Raw genomic sequence first — 17,561 nt, 5'->3', positions numbered from 1 at the left:
TTAGAAGTGCCCCCCATGCAACTACTCGAGAATTGTCCCCGCGAGACCCTGGCCGCCGTGCGCGGCGTGCTCACCGACATCGACGACACCGTCTCCAGCGACGGAACGCTGACGGCCGAGGCCTATGGCGCCCTGCAGGCGCTGAAGCGGGCCGGCCTTCTGGTCGTGCCGGTCACCGGCCGGCCAGCCGGCTGGTGCGACCATATCGCCCGGTTCTGGCCGGTCGATGCCGTGGTCGGCGAGAATGGCGCCTTCTGGATGTGGCATGACCGCCGTCAGAAGCGCCTTCGCACCCGCTTCATTCAGTCCGAAGCCGAGCGCGCGGAAGGCCGGCAGCGGCTGGAACGGGTGCGGACCGAGGTGCTGGAGGAAGTGCCCGGTGCCGGGATTGCCTCCGACCAGCCCTATCGCCTGGCCGACCTGGCGATCGATTTCTGCGAGGACGTGCCGCCGCTGCCGCCGGCCGAGGTCCGTCGCATCGTGGCCCTCTTCGAGCGCCACGGCGCCCACGCCAAGGTGAGCTCGATCCACGTCAATGGCTGGTTCGGCGACTACGACAAGCTCACGACCAGCCTGACCATGATGCAGGAACTGTTCGGTATCGACCTGGCGGCCGACAAGGCGCTCTACGTGTTTTCGGGCGACTCGCCCAACGATGCGCCGATGTTCGGCTATTTCCCCAACGCCGTGGGCGTGGCCAACGTCGTGGACTTCGCCGACCTGCTGGACCACCGACCGCGCTGGATCACGTCGGGCCGCTCGGGGGCGGGCTTCGTCGAGCTGGCAAAGGCGCTTCTGGCGGCGCGCGCCTGATCTCAGCGCGGAGCGGGCGCCGGCGGGGGTGGCGGGCCGATCAGCAGCGAGCCGTAGTGGGTGACGCTGTCGCCCTGGCTCCACACGCCCACCGGCCCGGCCTGGACCAGCGTGCGGTCGTTGACGCCGAACAGCGGCTTGCCGTCGAGCGCCACCTCGATGCGATCGTTGACGGCGATGACGCGCAGCGAGTGCCACTGGCCGAGCGCCACCGGCGCCTCCTTCATGCCGAGCTGGCTGCGCTTGCCCTTGTCCATGCGATAGAGGCGGACCGTGTTGTCCCGGGCATTGGCGCGCACGACGTAATAGTCGCTGGCGCTCTGGGCGCGGAACATGAAGCCCGCCACCTGGTCGCGCGACCCCGAGATCGGCTTGAACCGCAGGGTGGCGTCGAAATCCCGGCCGGACGCCTGCTCCGAGATGCAGAGGGGAAAGCGCTGGTCGGTCGCATCGGGCTCGCTCTCGACCAGGGCCCAGCCGTCCGGCCCGTCGGGATCGGCGACAGCCCGCCAGTCGGGAGGTCGGCCGATGCCGGTTTTTCCCTGGGTGCAGCCGACGCGGCCGTCCGGCGTCGTAAGCGGCACGACGAGCTGTGCCCAGGCGGGCAGGGCGCTGAACAGGAGAGGAAGGAGCAAAAGCAGGAATCGCATCGGCGGAGAGTAGCAAAAAACGCGGCGTGCTTGACCGAAGATGCGGGACGGACGAGTTTACCCACGGCCGTATTTCGGACGAATTCTTCAAGGGGAAAATTCATGCGTCTTTGCACCATCCTGAGCGGCGGCAAACCCGCCGTCGGCGTCAAACTGGGCGACGGCAAGATCGTCGATCTCAGCAAGCAGATGCCGCGCGGACCCAAGTCGGTCGTCGAGATCCTGGCCGGCGGCAAGAAGGTCCAGCAGGCGGTGCTCAAGGCCTGTGCCAAGCCCAAGGCCGGCGCCACCGTGTCGGAGAAGTCGGCCAAGTACCTGCCGCCGATCCCGGCGCCCGGCAAGATCCTCTGCATCGGCCTCAACTACCGCAAGCATGCCGAGGAGACCGGCAGCCCGATCCCGACCTATCCGGTTGTGTTCACGCGCTTCAACAACACGCTGGTCCCGCACAAGGGCAAGATGCTGGCGACGACTCATTCGAAGGAATTCGACTGGGAAGCCGAACTCACCATCGTGATCGGCAAGAAGTGCCGCAACGTGCCCAAGGAGAAGGCGCTTTCGGTGATCGCGGGCTACGCCTGCTTCAACGACGGCTCGATCCGCGACTGGCAGCGCAAGTCGGGCGGCCAGTTCACCCTGGGCAAGAACTTCGATGCGACCGGCGGCTTCGGTCCCGACATCGTGACGCCGGACGAGCTGCCCAAGGGCGCCGCGCCGCTGCGCATCATGACCCGCGTCAATGGCGTCACCATGCAGGACAGCAGCACCGACGACCTGATCTTCGACGTGCCGACCCTGGTGCACGAGCTCAGCAAGTGCATGACCCTCGATCCCGGCGACATCATCATCACCGGCACGCCCTCGGGCGTGGCGATGGCCCGCAAGCCGCAGCCCTGGCTGAAGCCGGGCGACGTCTGCGAGGTCGAGATCGAGGGCATCGGCATCCTCAGCAACACGATCGCCCAGGGCGCGTAAGCGCTCGGACCAGGTCCTTCAACGATCAACGGCGGCTCCGCAAGGGGCCGCCGTTTTCATTTGCGTCAGCGCCGCGGGAGCTTGTCGAGGCCGCCGAGCATCAGGTGAGTCGCGAATTCGGCGGCGGCGGCGGGGTCGACCGGGTCACGGGCAACCATGACCATCGAGATCTCGAAGGCGATGCCGGCCATCGATGCGCTGAGATAGGAGACGTCGACGTTGGGCAGGATGCCGCTCGCGATGGCGGCGCGGATGTCGTCGTTGAGCGCGATAGCCAGGGCCCTCACGTCGGGCTTGTCGAGCAGCGTGCGCACGGCGGTGAAGCTCGACCGCGCCAGCGCCAGCAGTTCGGGATCCTCGGCGAGGAAGTTGAAGTAAGCGGTATAGTGCTCGCGCACGAAGGCCTCGGCGGTTGTGGCCCGGCCGCGGCCCTCGCGATGGCGCTGCAGCAGCACGCCGGTCAGCTCGGCGACCACCGCCTCGAAGATCTCGTCCTTGTCCTTGAAGTAGTTGTAGAACGTGCCCGAAGCGAGGTCGGTGCGTCGCACGATGTCGCGCACGCTGGCGGCGCCATACCCCATTTCCGCGAACACGGCCCGCGCGGCCTTGAGCAGCGCAATGCGGTTTTCCGCCTTGTTCTGCTCACGCCGTCCCGCCCGCTCGCTGCGATGGGTGAGGGGGGCTGTTCCGTCGTTCATCTCCGGCGCTCCGTCATCGGCCGAGTTGTGCCAGCTCGTGGCGCAGGCCCGCGACCATGTCGTCCATCGCCCGTGCCGCTGCGTGCAAGGCGCCGCGCATGCCGACGAATCCGTGGATCAGGGTTTCGAACTCGCGGTGGACGACCTTGACACCTGCGGCCTGCATCTTGTCCGCATAGGCTTGGCCATCGTCGCGCAGGGGATCGAAGCCCGCGGTGAAGATCAGCGCCGGGGCCACCCCGCTTACGTCACCGGCCTTGAGTGGCGAAGCGCGCGGATCATCGATGTCCGCGTCGCCGTTGAGATAGTGGGTTCGGAACCACGTCATGTCGGCCTCCGTGAGCAGGAAGCCCTCGCCGCAGCTCCGGTGCGAAGCACTCGTACCCGCCATGTCGGTGGCGGGGTAGATCAGCCATTGCAGGCAAGGCGGATGCGGTTCGCCCCGCATCGTCTGGGCGACCACGGCGGCCAGGGTTCCGCCCGCGGAATCGCCCGCCACGACGAGGCGGTCGGGGTCGAGGCCGAGCGGGACCGCCTGGTCGGCCAGCCAGCGGTAGGCAGCGAGGGCATCGTCGACGGCGGCGGGAAACTTGTGCTCGGGCGCCAGCCGGTAGTCGACGGCGACGACGGCGCAGCCCGAGCGGGCGCAGAAATAGCGGCAGGCCAGATCGTAGCCTTCGAGGCTACCGATGACCCAGCCACCGCCGTGCAAATAGAAGATCGTCGGCAGCAGGCGGGCGACCGTGCCGGCAGGCCGGTAGATGCGGACGCGCATCGGGCCGGCAGGGCCGGGCAGGGTGCGATCAACGATCTCACTGACCGGCGCCGGCCTGCCGCCCAGCAACTGCATGAAGGCGTCGTACTCCTCGCGCGCCTCGACCACGCTCATCGTGTGGAGGGGCGGCTGTTTGCCATGGGAGAGGAGCTTCAGGAACCACTGGGCACGACCGTCGAGGGTACGGCCGTCGACCGCCACCGGCGGCCCGGCCAGGATGTTCACCCACGAAATCGGCATGCGGAGCGCCAGGTTGGCGATCTTTCCCTGAACCTCCCGCACGACGTCCTTCATCGACATGGAGTGTACCTAGCATCGCACCGGCCCGTTGTGGAGCCCGCCGGCTCTGGCTAGTTTGGCGGACGATGCCTCCCGCGGCGCCCGACTTCTTCGCAGACGCGCTCCGCCGCGAGATCATCCGCAGCGAACAGCAGCGCATGCGTGCGTTGGCGATCATCCTGGGCCTGCTGCTGGCGATCGCGCTGGTGGTGGCGAATGTCTTCAACGCCTATTCCGAGCGCATTTTCGAGCGCGACGTGCCGGGCTGGCTCCCGCTCGTCGGCATCGGACCGTTCCTGGTCTATGAATTGGTCTCGCTCACGTTCCTGCGGTACCGGGCCGCGCGCGACCGCGATTTCCCGCGGGTGGCCCGCTTCGCCAATGCCCTGATCGAGACCTCGCTGCCGGCCGTCATCATCATCACGCTGAGCCACTACATGGACCCGGTGCTGGTGTTCAGCTACTGGCCGCCGTTGCTCTACTTCATCTTCATCCTGCTCTCGACCTTGCGGCTCGATTTCTGGCTGTCGGTCTGGACCGGGACGGTCGCCAGCCTTCAGCAGATGGCGCTGGTCCTGTGGCTGGTTCCCCTCCAGCCGTGGGGCGAGATTCCGCAGGCCGCCCCGCTGTTCCATTTCAGCCGTAGCCTCATCTTTTTCGGCTGTGGCCTGGTGGCCGGCTACGTCGCGATCAGTCTGCGCAGCCAGTTCGAGAAGTCAGTCCGGGCCGTGGCGTCCCGCGACCGGGTCACCAACCTGTTCGGCCAGCATGTCTCGCCTGCCGTGGTCGACCGCCTGCTGGCGACACGCGCCGATCCTCCGAGCGAGATTCGCACCGTGTGCGTGCTGTTTCTCGATATTCGCGGCTTCACCGCCATGACGCGCCGCCGCAGCGCCGAGGAGACGGTGGCGCTGCTCAACTCGTTCTTCGCCGAGATGATCGAGGTGGTGGACCGCAACAACGGCATCATCAACAAGTTCCTGGGCGACGGGTTCATGGCCTTGTTCGGGGCGCCGCTCGAGGACCCGTCGGCGGCGCGAAACGCGCTGGCGGCGGCACGCGGCATGATCGAAACGGTCGAGCGGTGGAACGGCACGCATCCCAGCTGGGCGCTCAGGATCGGCATCGGCGTTCATCTCGGCCCGGCAGTGACGGGGACCGTCGGCTCGCCGCAGCGCAAGGAATACACCGTGATCGGCGATACGGTGAACCTCGCCGCCCGCCTCGAACAGCTCACCAAGGAGGTGGGCGCCCAACTGCTGATCTCGCAGTCGGTGCGCGATTCGACCCCGTGCGACGGTGCCGTCGATCTCGGTCCCGTCGCGATTCGCGGGTACGACGAGGGGGTGCATGTATGGCGGATGGCCTGACCTGGTACTTCGCCTACGGTTCCAACATGGACCCGGTGCGGCTGTTCGATCAGCGGCTCGCGCCGCGCGGCGTGCCGCGGGGAGAGCGCATCGCGGGCCGGCTCGACGGCTGGCGGCTCGCCTTCGACAAGCCGGCGCGACTCCTGAAGGGCGCCGCGGCTGCCAACATCGTGCCGGGGGAGGGCCGCGTGGTGCATGGCACGCTGAACGCCCTGCCCGACGAGGGCTTTGCCGTGCTCGATATCTATGAGGGGGTCGCCGACGGGCATTACCAGCGGCGGACCGTCCGTGTGGTGCGGGGCGACACCGGCGAAGACGTCGAGGCGACCGTCTATGTCGCGCTCATGCAGGGCGAAGGGCTGAAGCCGCAACGCGCCTATCTCGACTGTCTGCTGGCGGGACGCGACCTGCTGCCGCCCGATTACTGGGAGCAGCTCGCCGCCACGCCGACCTTCGAGCTCACCCACCCAGCAGGTGGCGGCGCACGTAGCCCTTGAGGTCTTCCATCGACTGCTTCGCGGCGGCATCGTTGGCGCCGCCGCTGACGCCCAGCGTCCGGCAGGCGGCCATGGCCTTGGCGATCGCGTCGGGGATCGGCTTGCCGCCGGGGCCGTAGGTCATGATGCCGCTGTCGCGCGCGATCCATGACGTGTCGGGCTGCTGCTGGTTCACGCACTTCGAATAGTTCTCGCCGCGCGGATTTGAATAGGGCGGTCCGTAGTCGAAACCGTGCATCGCGCCGGGGAAGATCTTGGTCTGGATCGTGGCGCCTGCGGTACGCAACGCTTCGCCGTAGGTCTGGCAGGGCTCGAAGCCGACATAGGTGTCGGCGCCCCCCAGTAGTTGATGGATCGGCGCGCCCGTCGTGCGCGGCTGGTAATACTGAGCGCTGCAGGACGGATAGAACGGCACATGCAGCGCATAGCGCGGTCCGCCTGCTGTTGCTCCTGCGGCGAGGACCAGCTGCTCGTGAGAGGCCATCAGAGCCGAAGTGCCGCCTTTCGAGAATCCCATGATACCGATGCGGCGGCGATCGATACGCGGGTTGGCGGCCAGCGCCTTGAGAGCGGCCAACGCATCGAGATTGAAGTCCGGGCCGGTGACGGCGGACTGGTCGAGCACGGTCGAGGTGATGCCGCGCGGCTTGAAGGAGTCGATCACCACGGTGGCCAAGCCCATCGGCACCAATTCGCGGACGTATCGGGCCTCGCGCTCCCCGACGCCGCCACTGCCGTGATGGATCACCATCGCCGGCACCGGACCGACGCCGGCATTCGCAGGCCATGTGATCTCGGCGGTGACCTGGACGGGCTTGCCCTTCTGCCGGCTCTCGAACGCGATCGTTTCGCGCTGCTGTGCCTGAGCGCCGGTGAAGACAGAGGCGCAGGCGAGCAGGGCGCAGGCGGCGACGATCGCCGCCCGGCGCATCTAGGCCGGGACCTTCTGCTTCTCGGCCGTGATCTTGTTGCTCATCGGGTCGTAGCCCTGGAGCTCCGGCACGTCTTCCTCGTGCCAGAAGTTGAGTTCGATCATCACGCCGTCGGGGTCGTGCACGAAGACCTGCTGAAGCGGACGCGCCGGCACCTTCTTGACCTCGAAGGGCAGGCCGTCCTGCTTGATCTGGTCGAGGGTGCCGCGGATGTCGGCGCAGTTGATGGCGATATGGTCGATCGCGCCGCTGCCCTGGTCGGTGCGGCCGCTCTCGGAGATGAGGTGCAGGATCGCCTTTTCACCCGCGTACATCCAGGCGCCGGGGAACGGGAAGGGCGGACGGTCGCCGTTGGTCAGGCCGACATAGCGTTCGTAGAAGCGAACGGTGGCCTCGAGGTCGGCGCAGTAGATGTTGTAATGGTCGAGCGAAAGCGCAGGCATGAATGCCTCCTTCGGTTCTGGAAGCTCCGGTCAGACCCATCCAGCTTAGGCCGAATGGCCGGACGGGGAAACCGCTTCCGGACGGCCGAGGACGGCGTTGAACACGGTGGGCGGCACGGCGATGCGCGGGTCGTCATAGGCCGTCCGTATCTCCACCAGGTGCCTGTCGGGCTCGAGCGTCAGGCGGGCCAACCCGTCGATGAAGGCGGGATCGATCTCACTGTCGACCAGGGTCATGCCGCCCCAGACGTCCCAGGGCAGCATCTCGCGGTTGTTGAGCGCCGCCACGTCGCGAATGACGTTGCTGGCGATGAACCACAGGCCGGCCATGTCCAGCACCCCGAAGTCCCGCGGATCGGCCTGGCCGTCGCGGCACAGCCGCCAGGCATCGCCCGCCACCAGGAAGCTGTTGCGCGGCACGTCCAGCGTGTCGAAGTCGATGCCGAACAAAGCGCGCTGCCGGTCGTCGATCTGGGCGTCGGCCAGCACCCAACGCCCCTGTGCCGCGTCGAAATACTCCGTTACCCAGTGGTCGACGAACCTGTCCTTCGCGAAGTAGGCGCCGAAGCCGCAGCGCGCCCGGGCCGCGACCCCCTTGCTCCTGAACATCGCGACGAGCAGCAGCGCATAGTGGCGGCAGCAACCTGCGAAACGCTCGCCGGGTGGGCGGGACTGCCACAGGGGCCGCGCGTCCTGGATCGCGATCCGTTCCAGGATGTCCCCGGCACCGCGCACATGCGGCTCGCCGCGCTGACGGTCCGAGAGGGCGATGCCGTAGTCGTCCGCCATATGCTCGTGGATGAGCAGTCCCTGCAGCACCTTCGCGAGCCCGGCGACATCGCCGGGCAACGCAGCGAACTGCAGCGCCCACAGGCCGGCGTCGCTCAGAGCGACAGGCGCGCGAAAGGGCGCGGAGTTCACGCGAACAGCTCTTCCAGCTTGTCGAGCGCCATGCTCCAGCCGCCGCGATGGCCGTCGCGCGCCTCCTCGTCGAAGAACTGCTCGTGGGTCAGGGTGAGGATCGTGCCGCCTTCGTCCGGCTTCAGGTCGATCGTGACCTGCGACTCGCGCTCCGGGGCGCTCTGCCAGGCCCAGGAGAAGACCAGTCTGGTCGGCGGCACGATCTCGCGATAGATGCCGCTCACGCTGTGATGCTCGTCGTCCGGCGTCCAGAACTGAACGCGGAAGCCGCCGCCGACCCGCAGATCGGTCTCGGCGATGGGCGTACGGTGATGGCCGGTGATGCCCCACCAGCGGATCATTTTTTCGGGCTGCGTCCAGGCTTCGTAGACTTTTTCGGGCGGGGCGTTGAGGCGGCGCTTGAGGGCGAGGCTGGGCTTGCTGGCCATTTGTCGTCTTCCTCCAGAAAGGCGGCGAGGCGGTCGAGCTGTTGCGTCCAGTAGCGCTGATAGTGGGCGAGCCAGTTCATCGCCTGCTCCATCGGCTCCGCCTTGAGCTGACAGGTGACGGTGCGGCCCGACTTGGACCGCACGATCAGGCCAGCCTCGGAGAGCACGTCGAGATGCTTCATGATCGCCGGCAGCGAGACCGGGAACGGTCGCGCCAGCTCGCTGACAGTGACGGCTTCCTCCGCATCGAGACGGGCCAGGAGCGCCCGTCGCGTCGGATCGGCGAGGGCGGCGAAGGTACGGTCGAGGGGGGCGCTTTGATTGTTAACCATAGAGTTAACAGTTAGGCGCCGACCTCCTGCGAGTCAAGCGGCGGCGGCCGTTAGCCGAGCTTCTTGATCAGCGCCTGGGCGGCCGCGGGATTGCGGACCTTGGCGCCGGAGATGAAGTAGATGAAGGCGTCACCCTTCTTCGCCCATGCCTCGGCGCGCTTGGCCCACTTGTCGATCTCGACCGGCTTGTAGCCGGTCTTCACCTTCTCGTCGGCCTGCATGAGGCGGGCGTAGGTGAAGTCGGCAGTCGGCTCGTCGATCTCGGGGAAATCCTTGTCGTGGGCGTAGACGATCGCCGCCTTGTATTTGCGCGCGAGATCGTGGAAGCGCTCGTCCTTGAAGCTGTCGTGCCGCACTTCCAGCGCGTGTCGCAGCGGCAGCTTGCCGACCTCGCGCGGCAGCAGCTTCAGGAAGGCCTCGAAGTCCTCTGGATCGAACTTCTTGGTCCCCATGAACTGCCAGTTGATCGGGCCGAGGCGATCCTTGAGTTCGACCAGTCCCTGGCTGACGAAGCGCTGCACCGATTCGCCGGCATCCGCCAGCACCTTCCGGTTGGTGCAGAAGCGCGACGCCTTCACCGCGAACACGAAGCCGTCCGGCGTCTCGTCGCGCCACTTGGCCCAGCTCGCCGGCTTGAAGCTCGAATAGTAGGTACCGTTGATCTCGATCGAGGTGAGCTGACGGCTGGCATATTCCAGCTCGCGCTTCTGCGTCAGGTCATCGGGATAGAAAACACCGCGCCAAGGCTCGAAGGTCCAGCCGCCGATGCCGACAAGAATTTTTCCAGTCATGAAGGAAGTATAGCGCGAAAGGGGCAGTGGGGGGCGAGTCGCCGGGTCGACCTTGCCCCTGGACTGGCTGCCGCTGGCCGGGTCCCGAAAGGGGCGGCGAAGGGTCCGAAGGAACCCGCAGCAGAGTAGGAAAAATTCGCCCGTTCCGATCTGCGGTTGCCGCGGATGAACCGAGAGCCGCTCCTTTGCGTATATAGACTTCGGCCGTGGGAAGCCGTGGGTCTTGGGATTGGGGTGGGTAGGATGGAATCAGGTGATGCAGGCGCGTCGGGCCTGTCGATTCTCGTTGTCGAGAGTGATCCGACAGCCCGGGTTGCCCTGCTGGACCATTTGCGACGAAACGGATTCATTATCCTCGAGTCGGAGCATGGCGGGGCGTCTATCCGGGCCGCTCACGAACGGCCCTTCGATTACGTCGTGACCGATATCGATTGGTCGGGTGTGAGCGACGGTTCGGCCCTCGCGCGTTGGGTCACGGCCAGCCGGCCGGAGGCACGGGTGATCCTGACGTCGAAGACCCTCACCCATTGGTTCCCGGCCGACAGTAAGATGGCCGGCCTCCCGGTCCTCATGAAACCCTTCCGTCAGGAAGACCTGGACCGGCTCCTGTCGCCGGTGTCGGCGCTGGTGATTCCGGGTTCGTAACGTCGGCTCTCGAGCGCACATTCGTCGGAGAATGGACGGGCCGACTCCGCGCATCCGCCAGCCTTTCACTTAACGTCGTGTTCCGTTACGACGCCGATGGTCACACGATCCTCAACGGCGTGAGTCTGAGGGCGCGGCCCGGTGAGTTCATCGCCATCGTCGGCTCCTCGGGTGCCGGAAAGTCGTCTCTGCTCCGTCTTATGCTCGGGTTCGAGAGGCCGGCCAGTGGTTCCGTCTTGTTCGAGCAACATTCGCCAAATGCCGATGGGAATGCACACGTTTGCGGGCGAGAACGCCATGTTGCTATCGGGAGGCCAGCGCCAGCGTCTGCTCATCGCGCGTGCGGTGGTGAGGCGACCGCGGCTGATCCTGTTCGATGAGGCGAGCAGCGCGCTCGACAATCGCAGCCAGCAGATCGTCAGCGAGCGCCTGGCCGGTCTCGATGCGACACGCATCGTGATTGCCCACCGCCTGTCGACGGTCGAGGCCGCCGACCGGATCTATGTGCTAGAGGCTGGTCGGGTCGTGGAGGAGGGCGCCTACGCCGACCTGGTGCAGCGGAACGGTGCCTTTGCCGCCTTGGCACGGCGGCAAACGGCATGATCTCGACTAGAGCAGCCCCAGGCTCCTGAAGCTGGCGTGGCCCTTGCGGCCGATCACCAGGTGGTCATGGATCGTGATGCCCAGAGCTTCCGACGCCGTCTTGATCTCGCGCGTCATCTCGATGTCGTCGCGGCTGGGCTTGGGATCGCCACTGGGATGATTGTGGACGAGGATCAGGGCGGCTGCATTCAATGCCAGCGCCCGCTTCACCACCTCGCGCGGGTAGACCGGCGTGTGATCGATGGTACCGCGCTGCTGCACCTCGTCGGCGATCAGCACGTTCTTGCGGTCGAGGAACAGGATGCGGAACTGCTCGGTCTTCTCGTGGGCGAGGGCCGCGTGGCAATAGTCGATGAGCTGCTGCCAGTTGGTCAGCACCGGCATGTCCTTGACCTTGCGCTCGGCCAGTCGCCGCCCGACCTCGCGCATCGCCTTGAAGTGGACCAGCGTGCGCTGGTCGATCTCGAACTCGCGCAGCTGCGCCGGCTCGGCGGCGAACACGTCGCCCAAGGTGCCGAACCGCTCCAGCAGCGCCTTGGCCATCGGCTTGGTGTCGATCCGCTCGATCGAATAGAAGAGCAGCAGCTCCAGCAGCTCGTAGTCGGCCAGCGGCTCGACGCCGGCTTTCAGCACGCGCTCGCGTACCCGGCTGCGATGGCCGTGATAGTGCGGCTTGGGCGGGGCCGGCTCGCCGCTGTTGTGGCCGGTCGTGGCCGCGGGCGCTGCCTCGAGCGCCGCGGCCAGCCGGGTCGTGGGGTCCTCGCCGGCGAAGTCCCAGCACTGGTCGAGCCGGTTCCAGGTCCCGCCGGCTTCGCGCAGCAGGATGCGGTGGGGCAGGGTGTTGCCGCTCACCCGCCACAGGCCTTCGGACGATTGCAGCCGGAGACCCTGGGCCAGCAGCGTCAACAAAGCCGCATCGTCGGGAGCCGTTGCGGGAGGGGGCGGCTCAGCGGGCTTGAGGTGTGGGCGACTCTTTGCCATGCCGCGCAACCTTGCCGGGTGAGCAAGGCAAAATCGCGGCGGTTGGTCGTTGTGATACGATGCCCCCATGTCCGACTCAGAGTACCCGGCGACCGTGCTCGCCGAGATCGACGCGGCCTCTGCCGCCTTCGCCGAACAGGAACGAATTCCGGGCCTTGCCCTGGGGATCGTACAGGAGGGGCGCCTCGTCCATGCGACGACGGTCGGCCTGGCCGACCGGGAGGCCGGACGGCGCGTTGAGGTCGGGACCGCCTTCCGCATCGCGTCGATGACCAAGAACATGACGGCGCTGGCTATCCTGTCGTTGCGCGACCGCGGATGGCTGCAGATCGACGCGCCGCTGGCCCACTACCTGCCGCAGTTCGCGGCGGTGAAACCGGCGACGCTCGACAGCGCGCCGGTCACCGTGCGCCACCTGCTCACCCACACCGCGGGCTTCGTGACCGACGATCCGTGGGGCGACCGGGTTCTGGGGATGACACCGGCGGAACTCGACACGGTGATTGCGACGGGTCACTTGTTCGCCCGCCCGCCGGGCCTTGCCTTCGAGTACAGCAACCTGGGCTACGCGCTGCTGGGGCGCGTGCTGACCAACGTGAGCGGCGAGCCCTACCAAGCCTATATGCGCCGCACCTTCCTCGAGCCGCTGGGCATGGCGCACACGACGTTCGATGCCCCCGCCGCCGCTGCGCGCGGGGACTATGCCTTCGGCTACCGGCTGGACGGCGAGACCTGGTCGCGCGAGCGCATCGAGCCGGACGGCGAGGTCGGCGCCATGGGCGGCCTCGCGACCACCGTCCCGGACTATGCGCGTTATGTATCCTTCCTGCTGGGCGCCTGGCCGGCACGCGACGAGCCCGAGTCCGGCCCGGTCCGCCGGTCGAGCGTGCGCGAGATGGTGCTGTGGCACGCGCCGCCCTTCGTGCCTGATGCCGCCCCCGGCGCCCGCGCGGGACAGCCCAGCGCCTATGGTTACGGACTCACCCATACGGCCGACGCGCTGCTCGGCATGCGCATCCATCATGCCGGCGGCCTGCCGGGCTACGGCTCGCATGTGCTGATGCTGCCGACGCGCGGCTGGGGCGTCTTCGCCTTCGGCAATCGCACCTATGCGCCGATGTCGCGCCTCACGCTCGACGTCGCCGAGAGGCTGCACGCCGCTTCGCCGCCGCGCGCCCTCGCGGACCCTTCGCCCGCGCTGCTGCGCGCGGTGAACGCGGTCGTTGCAGCCTATGCTTCGGGTCGCATCGAGGGCGGCGATCGGCCGTTCGCGGTGAATTTCCTGCTGGATACGCCGGCACCGCTGCGCGACACCGAGCTCGCGTCGCTGAAGCAGCGTCTGGGTGCGGGAAGTCTCGCGCGAATCGAGCCGATCCATGCGCTCGCGGGCCGCTTCGTCCTGGCCTGTGGGAATGGCCGTCTGAACGGCACCGTTACCTTGTCGCCCGAAGCCGATTCAGGGATCCAGAAACTGGTCCTGTCGGCCGTCGACGCCTGACGATGGAAACCGTCTGATTACGCCGGCGTCGCCTGCAGGGGCTTCGTCTCGGCCAGATCGTAGGGCGGCTTGGCCAGTTCCCGGGGCGACAGGGTGAAAAACTCGACGCCGGTCTCGGTGATGCCGACCGAGTGCTCGAACTGGGCGGAGAGCTGCTTGTCGCGGGTCACCGCGGTCCAGCCGTCGCTCAGCACCTTCACCTGCCACGTGCCGGCATTCACCATCGGCTCGACGGTGAAGAACATGCCGGGCTTCAGCACCGGGCCGGTGCCCTTTTTGCCGTAGTGCAGGATGTTCGGCGCGTCGTGGAAGATGCGGCCGAGTCCGTGGCCCGAGAAGTCGCGTACGACCGAGAAGCGCTGCGCCTCGACATAGGACTGGATGGCAAAGCCGATGTCGCCGACATGGCCGCCGGGCTTGGCCGCCGCAATGCCGCGCATCATCGCCTCGTAGGTGACGTCGCACAGCCGCTTGGCCTTCACGCCGACATCGCCCGCGTAATACATGCGGCTGGTGTCGCCGTACCAGCCGTCGAGGATCACGGTGACGTCGATATTGACGATGTCGCCGTTCTGCAGCCGCTTGTCCGACGGGATGCCGTGGCACACCACGTGGTTGATCGAGGTGCAGATCGACTTCGGGAAGCCGCGATAGTTCAGCGGGGCCGGGATCGCCTTGTGGTCCAGGATGTACTCGTGGCAGAGCCGGTCGAGCTCGTCCGTCGTGACGCCCGGCTGGACGTGGGGCGTGATGAAGTCGAGGGTCTCGGCGGCCAGCCGGCCGGCCTTGCGCATGCCGGCGAACCCTTCGGGTCCATGCAGCTTGATGGTGCGCTCGTCGCGGCGCCAATAGTCGGCACTGTCGTCGACGATTTCGCGTGAATTGGTCATCCGCCTTATTTGGCATGCGATACCGGCAGTAACAAGGGCGGGACCGCGGCTTGGCCCGCCGGCCGGGGTCCGATAGGGTCCTGAAACCAAACGATAATTACGCAGGCATTGCATGTCAGACCCGGCAAAAATCGTCACCGCCTGCATCCTCGTGATCGGCAACGAGATCCTGAGCGGCCGCACCCGCGATTCCAACATCCAGTATCTCGCCACCGAACTGGGCAAGCTCGGCGTCCGGGTCACGGAGGCCAGGGTCATTCCCGACATCGAAGCGACCGTGGTGCCGACCCTCAACGAGGTGCGCGCCAAGTTCGACTACGTCTTCACCACCGGCGGGATCGGCCCGACCCATGACGACATCACCGCGGACTGCATTGCCAAGGCGTTCGGCGTCGGCATCTCCGAGCATCCCGAGGCGGTCGCCCGCATGACCCGGCACTACGGCGATCCGGCGCTGTTCACGCCGGCGCGGCGGCGCATGGCGCGCGTCCCGCACGGTGGCGTGCTGGTCGATAACCCCGTGTCCGTGGCGCCAGGTTTCCAAATGGAGAACGTCTTCACCTTCGCCGGCATCCCCAAGGTCGCCGAGGCGATGTTCCAGTCGATGAAGCACCGGCTGGTCGGCGGCACCCCGGTGCTTTCACGTACCGTGCGAACCAACCTGGCCGAAGGCATCATCGCCGAACCGCTGGGCGCGCTGCAGAAGCGTTACGAGGATCTCGACATCGGATCCTACCCGGCCTTCCGCAACGGCAAGCCCAGCGTCTCGCTGGTCCTGCGCGGCACGGATGATGCAAGGCTCGTCGCAGCGGTGGCCGAGCTGATGTCGACCCTCCGCGACATGAACGGCGAGGCCGAGGAATTTCTGACCTGACGCAACTGACGCTCCTTCGACCGAGGAGAGCGACAAATCCCGTCGTCCTGAGCGGAGCGCCGAAGGCGCGCAGTCGAAGGACCTCTTTTCGCTTCGACGAATCGTGCGTCGGAAAAGAGGTCCTTCGACTGCGCCGCCCTGCGGGCGGCTTCGCTCAGGACGACGGGCTTTTTGTCTCTTCTCAAAGACGGCCCAGCGCATGACAGGCGTCGGCCGACACCTCACCTCATGGTCCGCGCTGATCGCTCTCACGGTTCCGGTGACGGCGTTGATGCTGTGGCTGCACGCCCCGGCGGCGCTGATGCTGGGACCGCTGCTCGCCGGTGTCGCCTTCGCCTCGTGGGGCGGCAAGGTGACCTATCCCGTGCCGGTCTTCGCGGTCGCGCAGGGCATCGTCGGCAGCATGATCGCCAAGATGGTGCCGCTCACGATCGTGGGCGACATCCTCGGGCACTGGGCGCTGTTCACGGTCGGTGTCGTATCGGTCGTCGCCGCCAGCACCTGGGTGGGCTGGCAGATGACGCGCTGGCAGATGCTGCCCGGGACGACGGCGCTGTGGGGCGTGAGCCCCGGCGCCGCCTCGGTGATGACCTACATGGCGGAGGCCTATGGCGCGGACATGCGCATGGTGGCCTTCATGCAGTATCTGCGCGTCGTCATGGTGGCGGCCGTCGCGGCCGGGGTGGCGCGTTACTTCGGCGGGGCCTCCCAGCACGCGCCGGACGCGATCGTGTGGTTCCCCGAGGTCGCCTGGGTGCCGCTGCTCGAGACCCTGGCGTTGGCCGGCGTGGGCTCATGGCTGGCGCGGCGGCTCAGTATCCCGGCCGGCGCCTTCCTGGTGCCGTTGGTCGGCGGCATCGTGCTCACGCATATGGGCTGGCTGCGGCTCGAGCTGCCGACCTGGCTGCTCGCCGGCTGCTATGCGCTGGTCGGCTGGAACGTCGGCCTGCGCTTCACGCGCGCGCTACTGGTCCATGTGCTGCGCCAGCTTCCCGGCATTCTCCTGTGCATCTTCGCCATGCTGGCGCTGTGCGGCGGCGTCGCGGCCTTCATGGTGTTCGCGGCCGGCATCGATCCGCTCACCGCCTATCTCGCCACCAGCCCCGGCGGTGCCGATTCCATCGCCATCATCGCGGCCTCGACCGACGTCGACGTGTCGTTCGTGATGGCCATGCAGACGGTCCGGCTGCTCGTCGTGCTGTTCGTGGCGCCTTACCTGACCAAGATCATCGCCGACCGGATCGGCGACCTCGGCAAGGGCTGACGGCTTCAGTTCTGCCGACTGCGTCCGATCTCGACGACCCGGCCATCCGGCATCAGAACCACCAAGCTCACGGATTCGATGCCGGGATCGACCGCGAGCATCGGCCGCTGGGCTTCGCGCAGCGCGTTCCAGGAGGTTCGGTCGAAGGGTTCGGCGACGGTTGTCGTGAAGTCGCCCTGGGTGATTTCGCGTTCGGTCAGGCCATCGGGCCATGCCGGCAGTTTCCCGGTCGTGTCCTGCGTCCTCGTCTCGATGCCGGCCAGCGCCTTCTTCATGTCCGCCCGCGTCCCGAGAGCGGAATGATAGATCTCGACGATGAAGCCCGGCGTGGCGGCGCTGTAGAGCGGACGGCCGTCCGGCGCCCGGATCACGAGCGCGGTCGCGGCATTGATGCAGTCGGTGCCATCGGAAAAAACCTCGATGACATAGCCGCGTCCCGCCGCCGTCCAGGGCAGCGTGTCCGACACGCTGCAATCGCCCTTCGTTGGCCCCGCCGCGATCAGGGCGGCCCGGTTCGTCGGCTTCCGCGGCATCGCCTGCGCCCGCAACCACGCGCCGAGCGCGGCGGGCAGAGCCTTCGTCATCGCGGCCCCATCGCCCGCATTGGCGAGCGCGGGAACATTGGCGACGGGCGTGATCTCCAGTCCAATGGGGGCATTGCCCGGTAAGGCCTTGTCCGGGGCCTCATCGAACTTCGGCTCACCTCCCGGCCGACGCGCGACGAACAACACGACCGCATCGGCGCAGCTCGGCCCGCGTACGAGGACGTCTCCCGAATAGCCCGGTCCGGCGGTTTCCCACGGGACACTCACCTTCATGCTGCAATCGCTTGCCTGGGCGGCGCCCGGAGAGAACAGCAGGCCCATCGCAAGACCAAGTGATCGAGAGATCATGGCTCCAAC

The 17,561-nt window shown here is 67.1% G+C and carries 22 protein-coding genes; 10 read left to right on the top strand and 12 right to left on the bottom strand.

Translation table 11 applies throughout. The features are described from left to right. Positions 1 to 15: 15 nt before the first annotated feature. A complete protein-coding gene (locus ACO07K_RS16225; protein ID WP_422029556.1) occupies positions 16 to 813 on the top strand; it encodes an HAD family hydrolase in 798 nt (265 codons plus the stop codon). Positions 814 to 815: 2 nt separating this feature from the next. Here the strand turns inward: ACO07K_RS16225 and ACO07K_RS16220 are convergent, their stop codons facing one another. Beyond that, positions 816 to 1,448, bottom strand: coding sequence for a family 16 glycoside hydrolase (locus ACO07K_RS16220; protein WP_422029554.1), 633 nt, complete (start codon positions 1,446 to 1,448; stop codon positions 816 to 818). Between the two features lie 117 nt (positions 1,449 to 1,565). On the opposite strand from ACO07K_RS16220, the gene ACO07K_RS16215 reads away from it, so the two are divergent. After that, complete coding sequence (locus ACO07K_RS16215) at positions 1,566 to 2,438, top strand: fumarylacetoacetate hydrolase family protein (RefSeq protein WP_422029552.1); 873 nt, start codon at positions 1,566 to 1,568, stop codon at positions 2,436 to 2,438. 65 nt (positions 2,439 to 2,503) lie between these two features. On the opposite strand, the gene ACO07K_RS16210 is transcribed toward ACO07K_RS16215, so the two are convergent. Beyond that, a complete protein-coding gene (locus ACO07K_RS16210) occupies positions 2,504 to 3,136 on the bottom strand; it encodes a TetR/AcrR family transcriptional regulator (RefSeq protein WP_422029550.1) in 633 nt (210 codons plus the stop codon). A gap of 13 nt (positions 3,137 to 3,149) precedes the next feature. After that, positions 3,150 to 4,211: an alpha/beta hydrolase gene (locus ACO07K_RS16205; RefSeq protein ID WP_422029549.1), complete on the bottom strand. Its 1,062-nt coding sequence runs from the start codon at positions 4,209 to 4,211 to the stop codon at positions 3,150 to 3,152. A 65-nt stretch (positions 4,212 to 4,276) separates the two neighbouring features. On the opposite strand from ACO07K_RS16205, the gene ACO07K_RS16200 reads away from it, so the two are divergent. Beyond that, positions 4,277 to 5,560: an adenylate/guanylate cyclase domain-containing protein gene (locus ACO07K_RS16200; RefSeq protein ID WP_422029547.1), complete on the top strand. Its 1,284-nt coding sequence runs from the start codon at positions 4,277 to 4,279 to the stop codon at positions 5,558 to 5,560. Further along, on the top strand, positions 5,545 to 6,057 hold the full coding sequence (locus ACO07K_RS16195) for a gamma-glutamylcyclotransferase family protein (protein WP_422029545.1): 513 nt from the start codon (positions 5,545 to 5,547) through the stop codon (positions 6,055 to 6,057). Before ACO07K_RS16200 ends, ACO07K_RS16195 begins: the two co-directional genes overlap by 16 nt. On the opposite strand, the gene ACO07K_RS16190 is transcribed toward ACO07K_RS16195, so the two are convergent. The 6 genes from ACO07K_RS16190 to ACO07K_RS16165 are packed head-to-tail and all read right to left on the bottom strand — an operon-like array spanning position 6,020 to position 9,904. Further along, complete coding sequence (locus tag ACO07K_RS16190; RefSeq protein WP_422029543.1) at positions 6,020 to 6,988, bottom strand: dienelactone hydrolase family protein; 969 nt, start codon at positions 6,986 to 6,988, stop codon at positions 6,020 to 6,022. The genes ACO07K_RS16195 and ACO07K_RS16190 overlap by 38 nt on opposite strands. Further along, on the bottom strand, positions 6,989 to 7,432 hold the full coding sequence (locus ACO07K_RS16185; RefSeq protein ID WP_422029541.1) for a VOC family protein: 444 nt from the start codon (positions 7,430 to 7,432) through the stop codon (positions 6,989 to 6,991). Positions 7,433 to 7,477: 45 nt separating this feature from the next. Continuing rightward, complete coding sequence (locus ACO07K_RS16180; protein ID WP_422029539.1) at positions 7,478 to 8,353, bottom strand: transglutaminase-like domain-containing protein; 876 nt, start codon at positions 8,351 to 8,353, stop codon at positions 7,478 to 7,480. Then, entirely contained in the window at positions 8,350 to 8,781 is a 432-nt protein-coding gene (locus ACO07K_RS16175; protein ID WP_422029537.1) for an SRPBCC family protein, read from the bottom strand. Before ACO07K_RS16175 ends, ACO07K_RS16180 begins: the two co-directional genes overlap by 4 nt. Continuing rightward, a complete protein-coding gene (locus tag ACO07K_RS16170) occupies positions 8,691 to 9,113 on the bottom strand; it encodes an ArsR/SmtB family transcription factor (RefSeq protein ID WP_422029535.1) in 423 nt (140 codons plus the stop codon). Before ACO07K_RS16170 ends, ACO07K_RS16175 begins: the two co-directional genes overlap by 91 nt. Positions 9,114 to 9,163: 50 nt before the next feature. After that, positions 9,164 to 9,904, bottom strand: coding sequence for a DUF72 domain-containing protein (locus tag ACO07K_RS16165; protein ID WP_422029533.1), 741 nt, complete (start codon positions 9,902 to 9,904; stop codon positions 9,164 to 9,166). Between the two features lie 243 nt (positions 9,905 to 10,147). Between ACO07K_RS16165 and ACO07K_RS16160 the strand changes: the two genes are divergently transcribed. The 3 genes from ACO07K_RS16160 to ACO07K_RS16150 all read left to right on the top strand — a co-directional run bounded on the left by ACO07K_RS16160 (position 10,148) and on the right by ACO07K_RS16150 (position 11,152). Beyond that, positions 10,148 to 10,549, top strand: a complete 402-nt coding sequence (locus ACO07K_RS16160) for a response regulator (protein ID WP_422029531.1) — start codon at positions 10,148 to 10,150, stop codon at positions 10,547 to 10,549. A 77-nt stretch (positions 10,550 to 10,626) separates the two neighbouring features. Beyond that, a complete protein-coding gene (locus ACO07K_RS16155; protein ID WP_422029529.1) occupies positions 10,627 to 10,929 on the top strand; it encodes an ATP-binding cassette domain-containing protein in 303 nt (100 codons plus the stop codon). Then, positions 10,847 to 11,152 (top strand): ATP-binding cassette domain-containing protein, encoded by a 306-nt coding sequence (locus ACO07K_RS16150; RefSeq protein WP_422029527.1) that lies wholly within the window; start codon positions 10,847 to 10,849, stop codon positions 11,150 to 11,152. Before ACO07K_RS16155 ends, ACO07K_RS16150 begins: the two co-directional genes overlap by 83 nt. Positions 11,153 to 11,158: 6 nt before the next feature. Here ACO07K_RS16150 and radC read toward each other — a convergent pair whose 3' ends face one another. Continuing rightward, positions 11,159 to 12,133 (bottom strand): RadC family protein, encoded by a 975-nt coding sequence (gene radC, locus ACO07K_RS16145; RefSeq protein ID WP_422029525.1) that lies wholly within the window; start codon positions 12,131 to 12,133, stop codon positions 11,159 to 11,161. 67 nt (positions 12,134 to 12,200) lie between these two features. On the opposite strand from radC, the gene ACO07K_RS16140 reads away from it, so the two are divergent. Continuing rightward, a complete protein-coding gene (locus tag ACO07K_RS16140; RefSeq protein ID WP_422029523.1) occupies positions 12,201 to 13,631 on the top strand; it encodes a serine hydrolase domain-containing protein in 1,431 nt (476 codons plus the stop codon). Positions 13,632 to 13,648: 17 nt separating this feature from the next. Here ACO07K_RS16140 and map read toward each other — a convergent pair whose 3' ends face one another. Further along, a complete protein-coding gene (map, locus tag ACO07K_RS16135) occupies positions 13,649 to 14,521 on the bottom strand; it encodes a type I methionyl aminopeptidase (protein ID WP_422029521.1) in 873 nt (290 codons plus the stop codon). Positions 14,522 to 14,633: 112 nt separating this feature from the next. Between map and ACO07K_RS16130 the strand changes: the two genes are divergently transcribed. After that, positions 14,634 to 15,395: a competence/damage-inducible protein A gene (locus ACO07K_RS16130; RefSeq protein WP_422029519.1), complete on the top strand. Its 762-nt coding sequence runs from the start codon at positions 14,634 to 14,636 to the stop codon at positions 15,393 to 15,395. A gap of 199 nt (positions 15,396 to 15,594) precedes the next feature. Beyond that, positions 15,595 to 16,659 carry an AbrB family transcriptional regulator gene (locus ACO07K_RS16125; protein ID WP_422029517.1) on the top strand — a complete coding sequence of 355 codons (1,065 nt, stop codon included), beginning with the start codon at positions 15,595 to 15,597 and terminating at the stop codon, positions 16,657 to 16,659. Positions 16,660 to 16,664: 5 nt separating this feature from the next. On the opposite strand, the gene ACO07K_RS16120 is transcribed toward ACO07K_RS16125, so the two are convergent. Continuing rightward, complete coding sequence (locus tag ACO07K_RS16120; protein ID WP_422029515.1) at positions 16,665 to 17,525, bottom strand: hypothetical protein; 861 nt, start codon at positions 17,523 to 17,525, stop codon at positions 16,665 to 16,667. Between the last annotated feature and the right edge of the window lie 36 nt (positions 17,526 to 17,561).

The sequence above is a fragment of the Reyranella sp. genome (assembly GCF_965228225.1).
Classification (GTDB): Bacteria; Pseudomonadota; Alphaproteobacteria; order Reyranellales; family Reyranellaceae; genus Reyranella.
The sequence above is the reverse complement of the archived record's forward strand: the minus strand, read 5'-3'. Positions and strand labels throughout refer to the sequence as shown.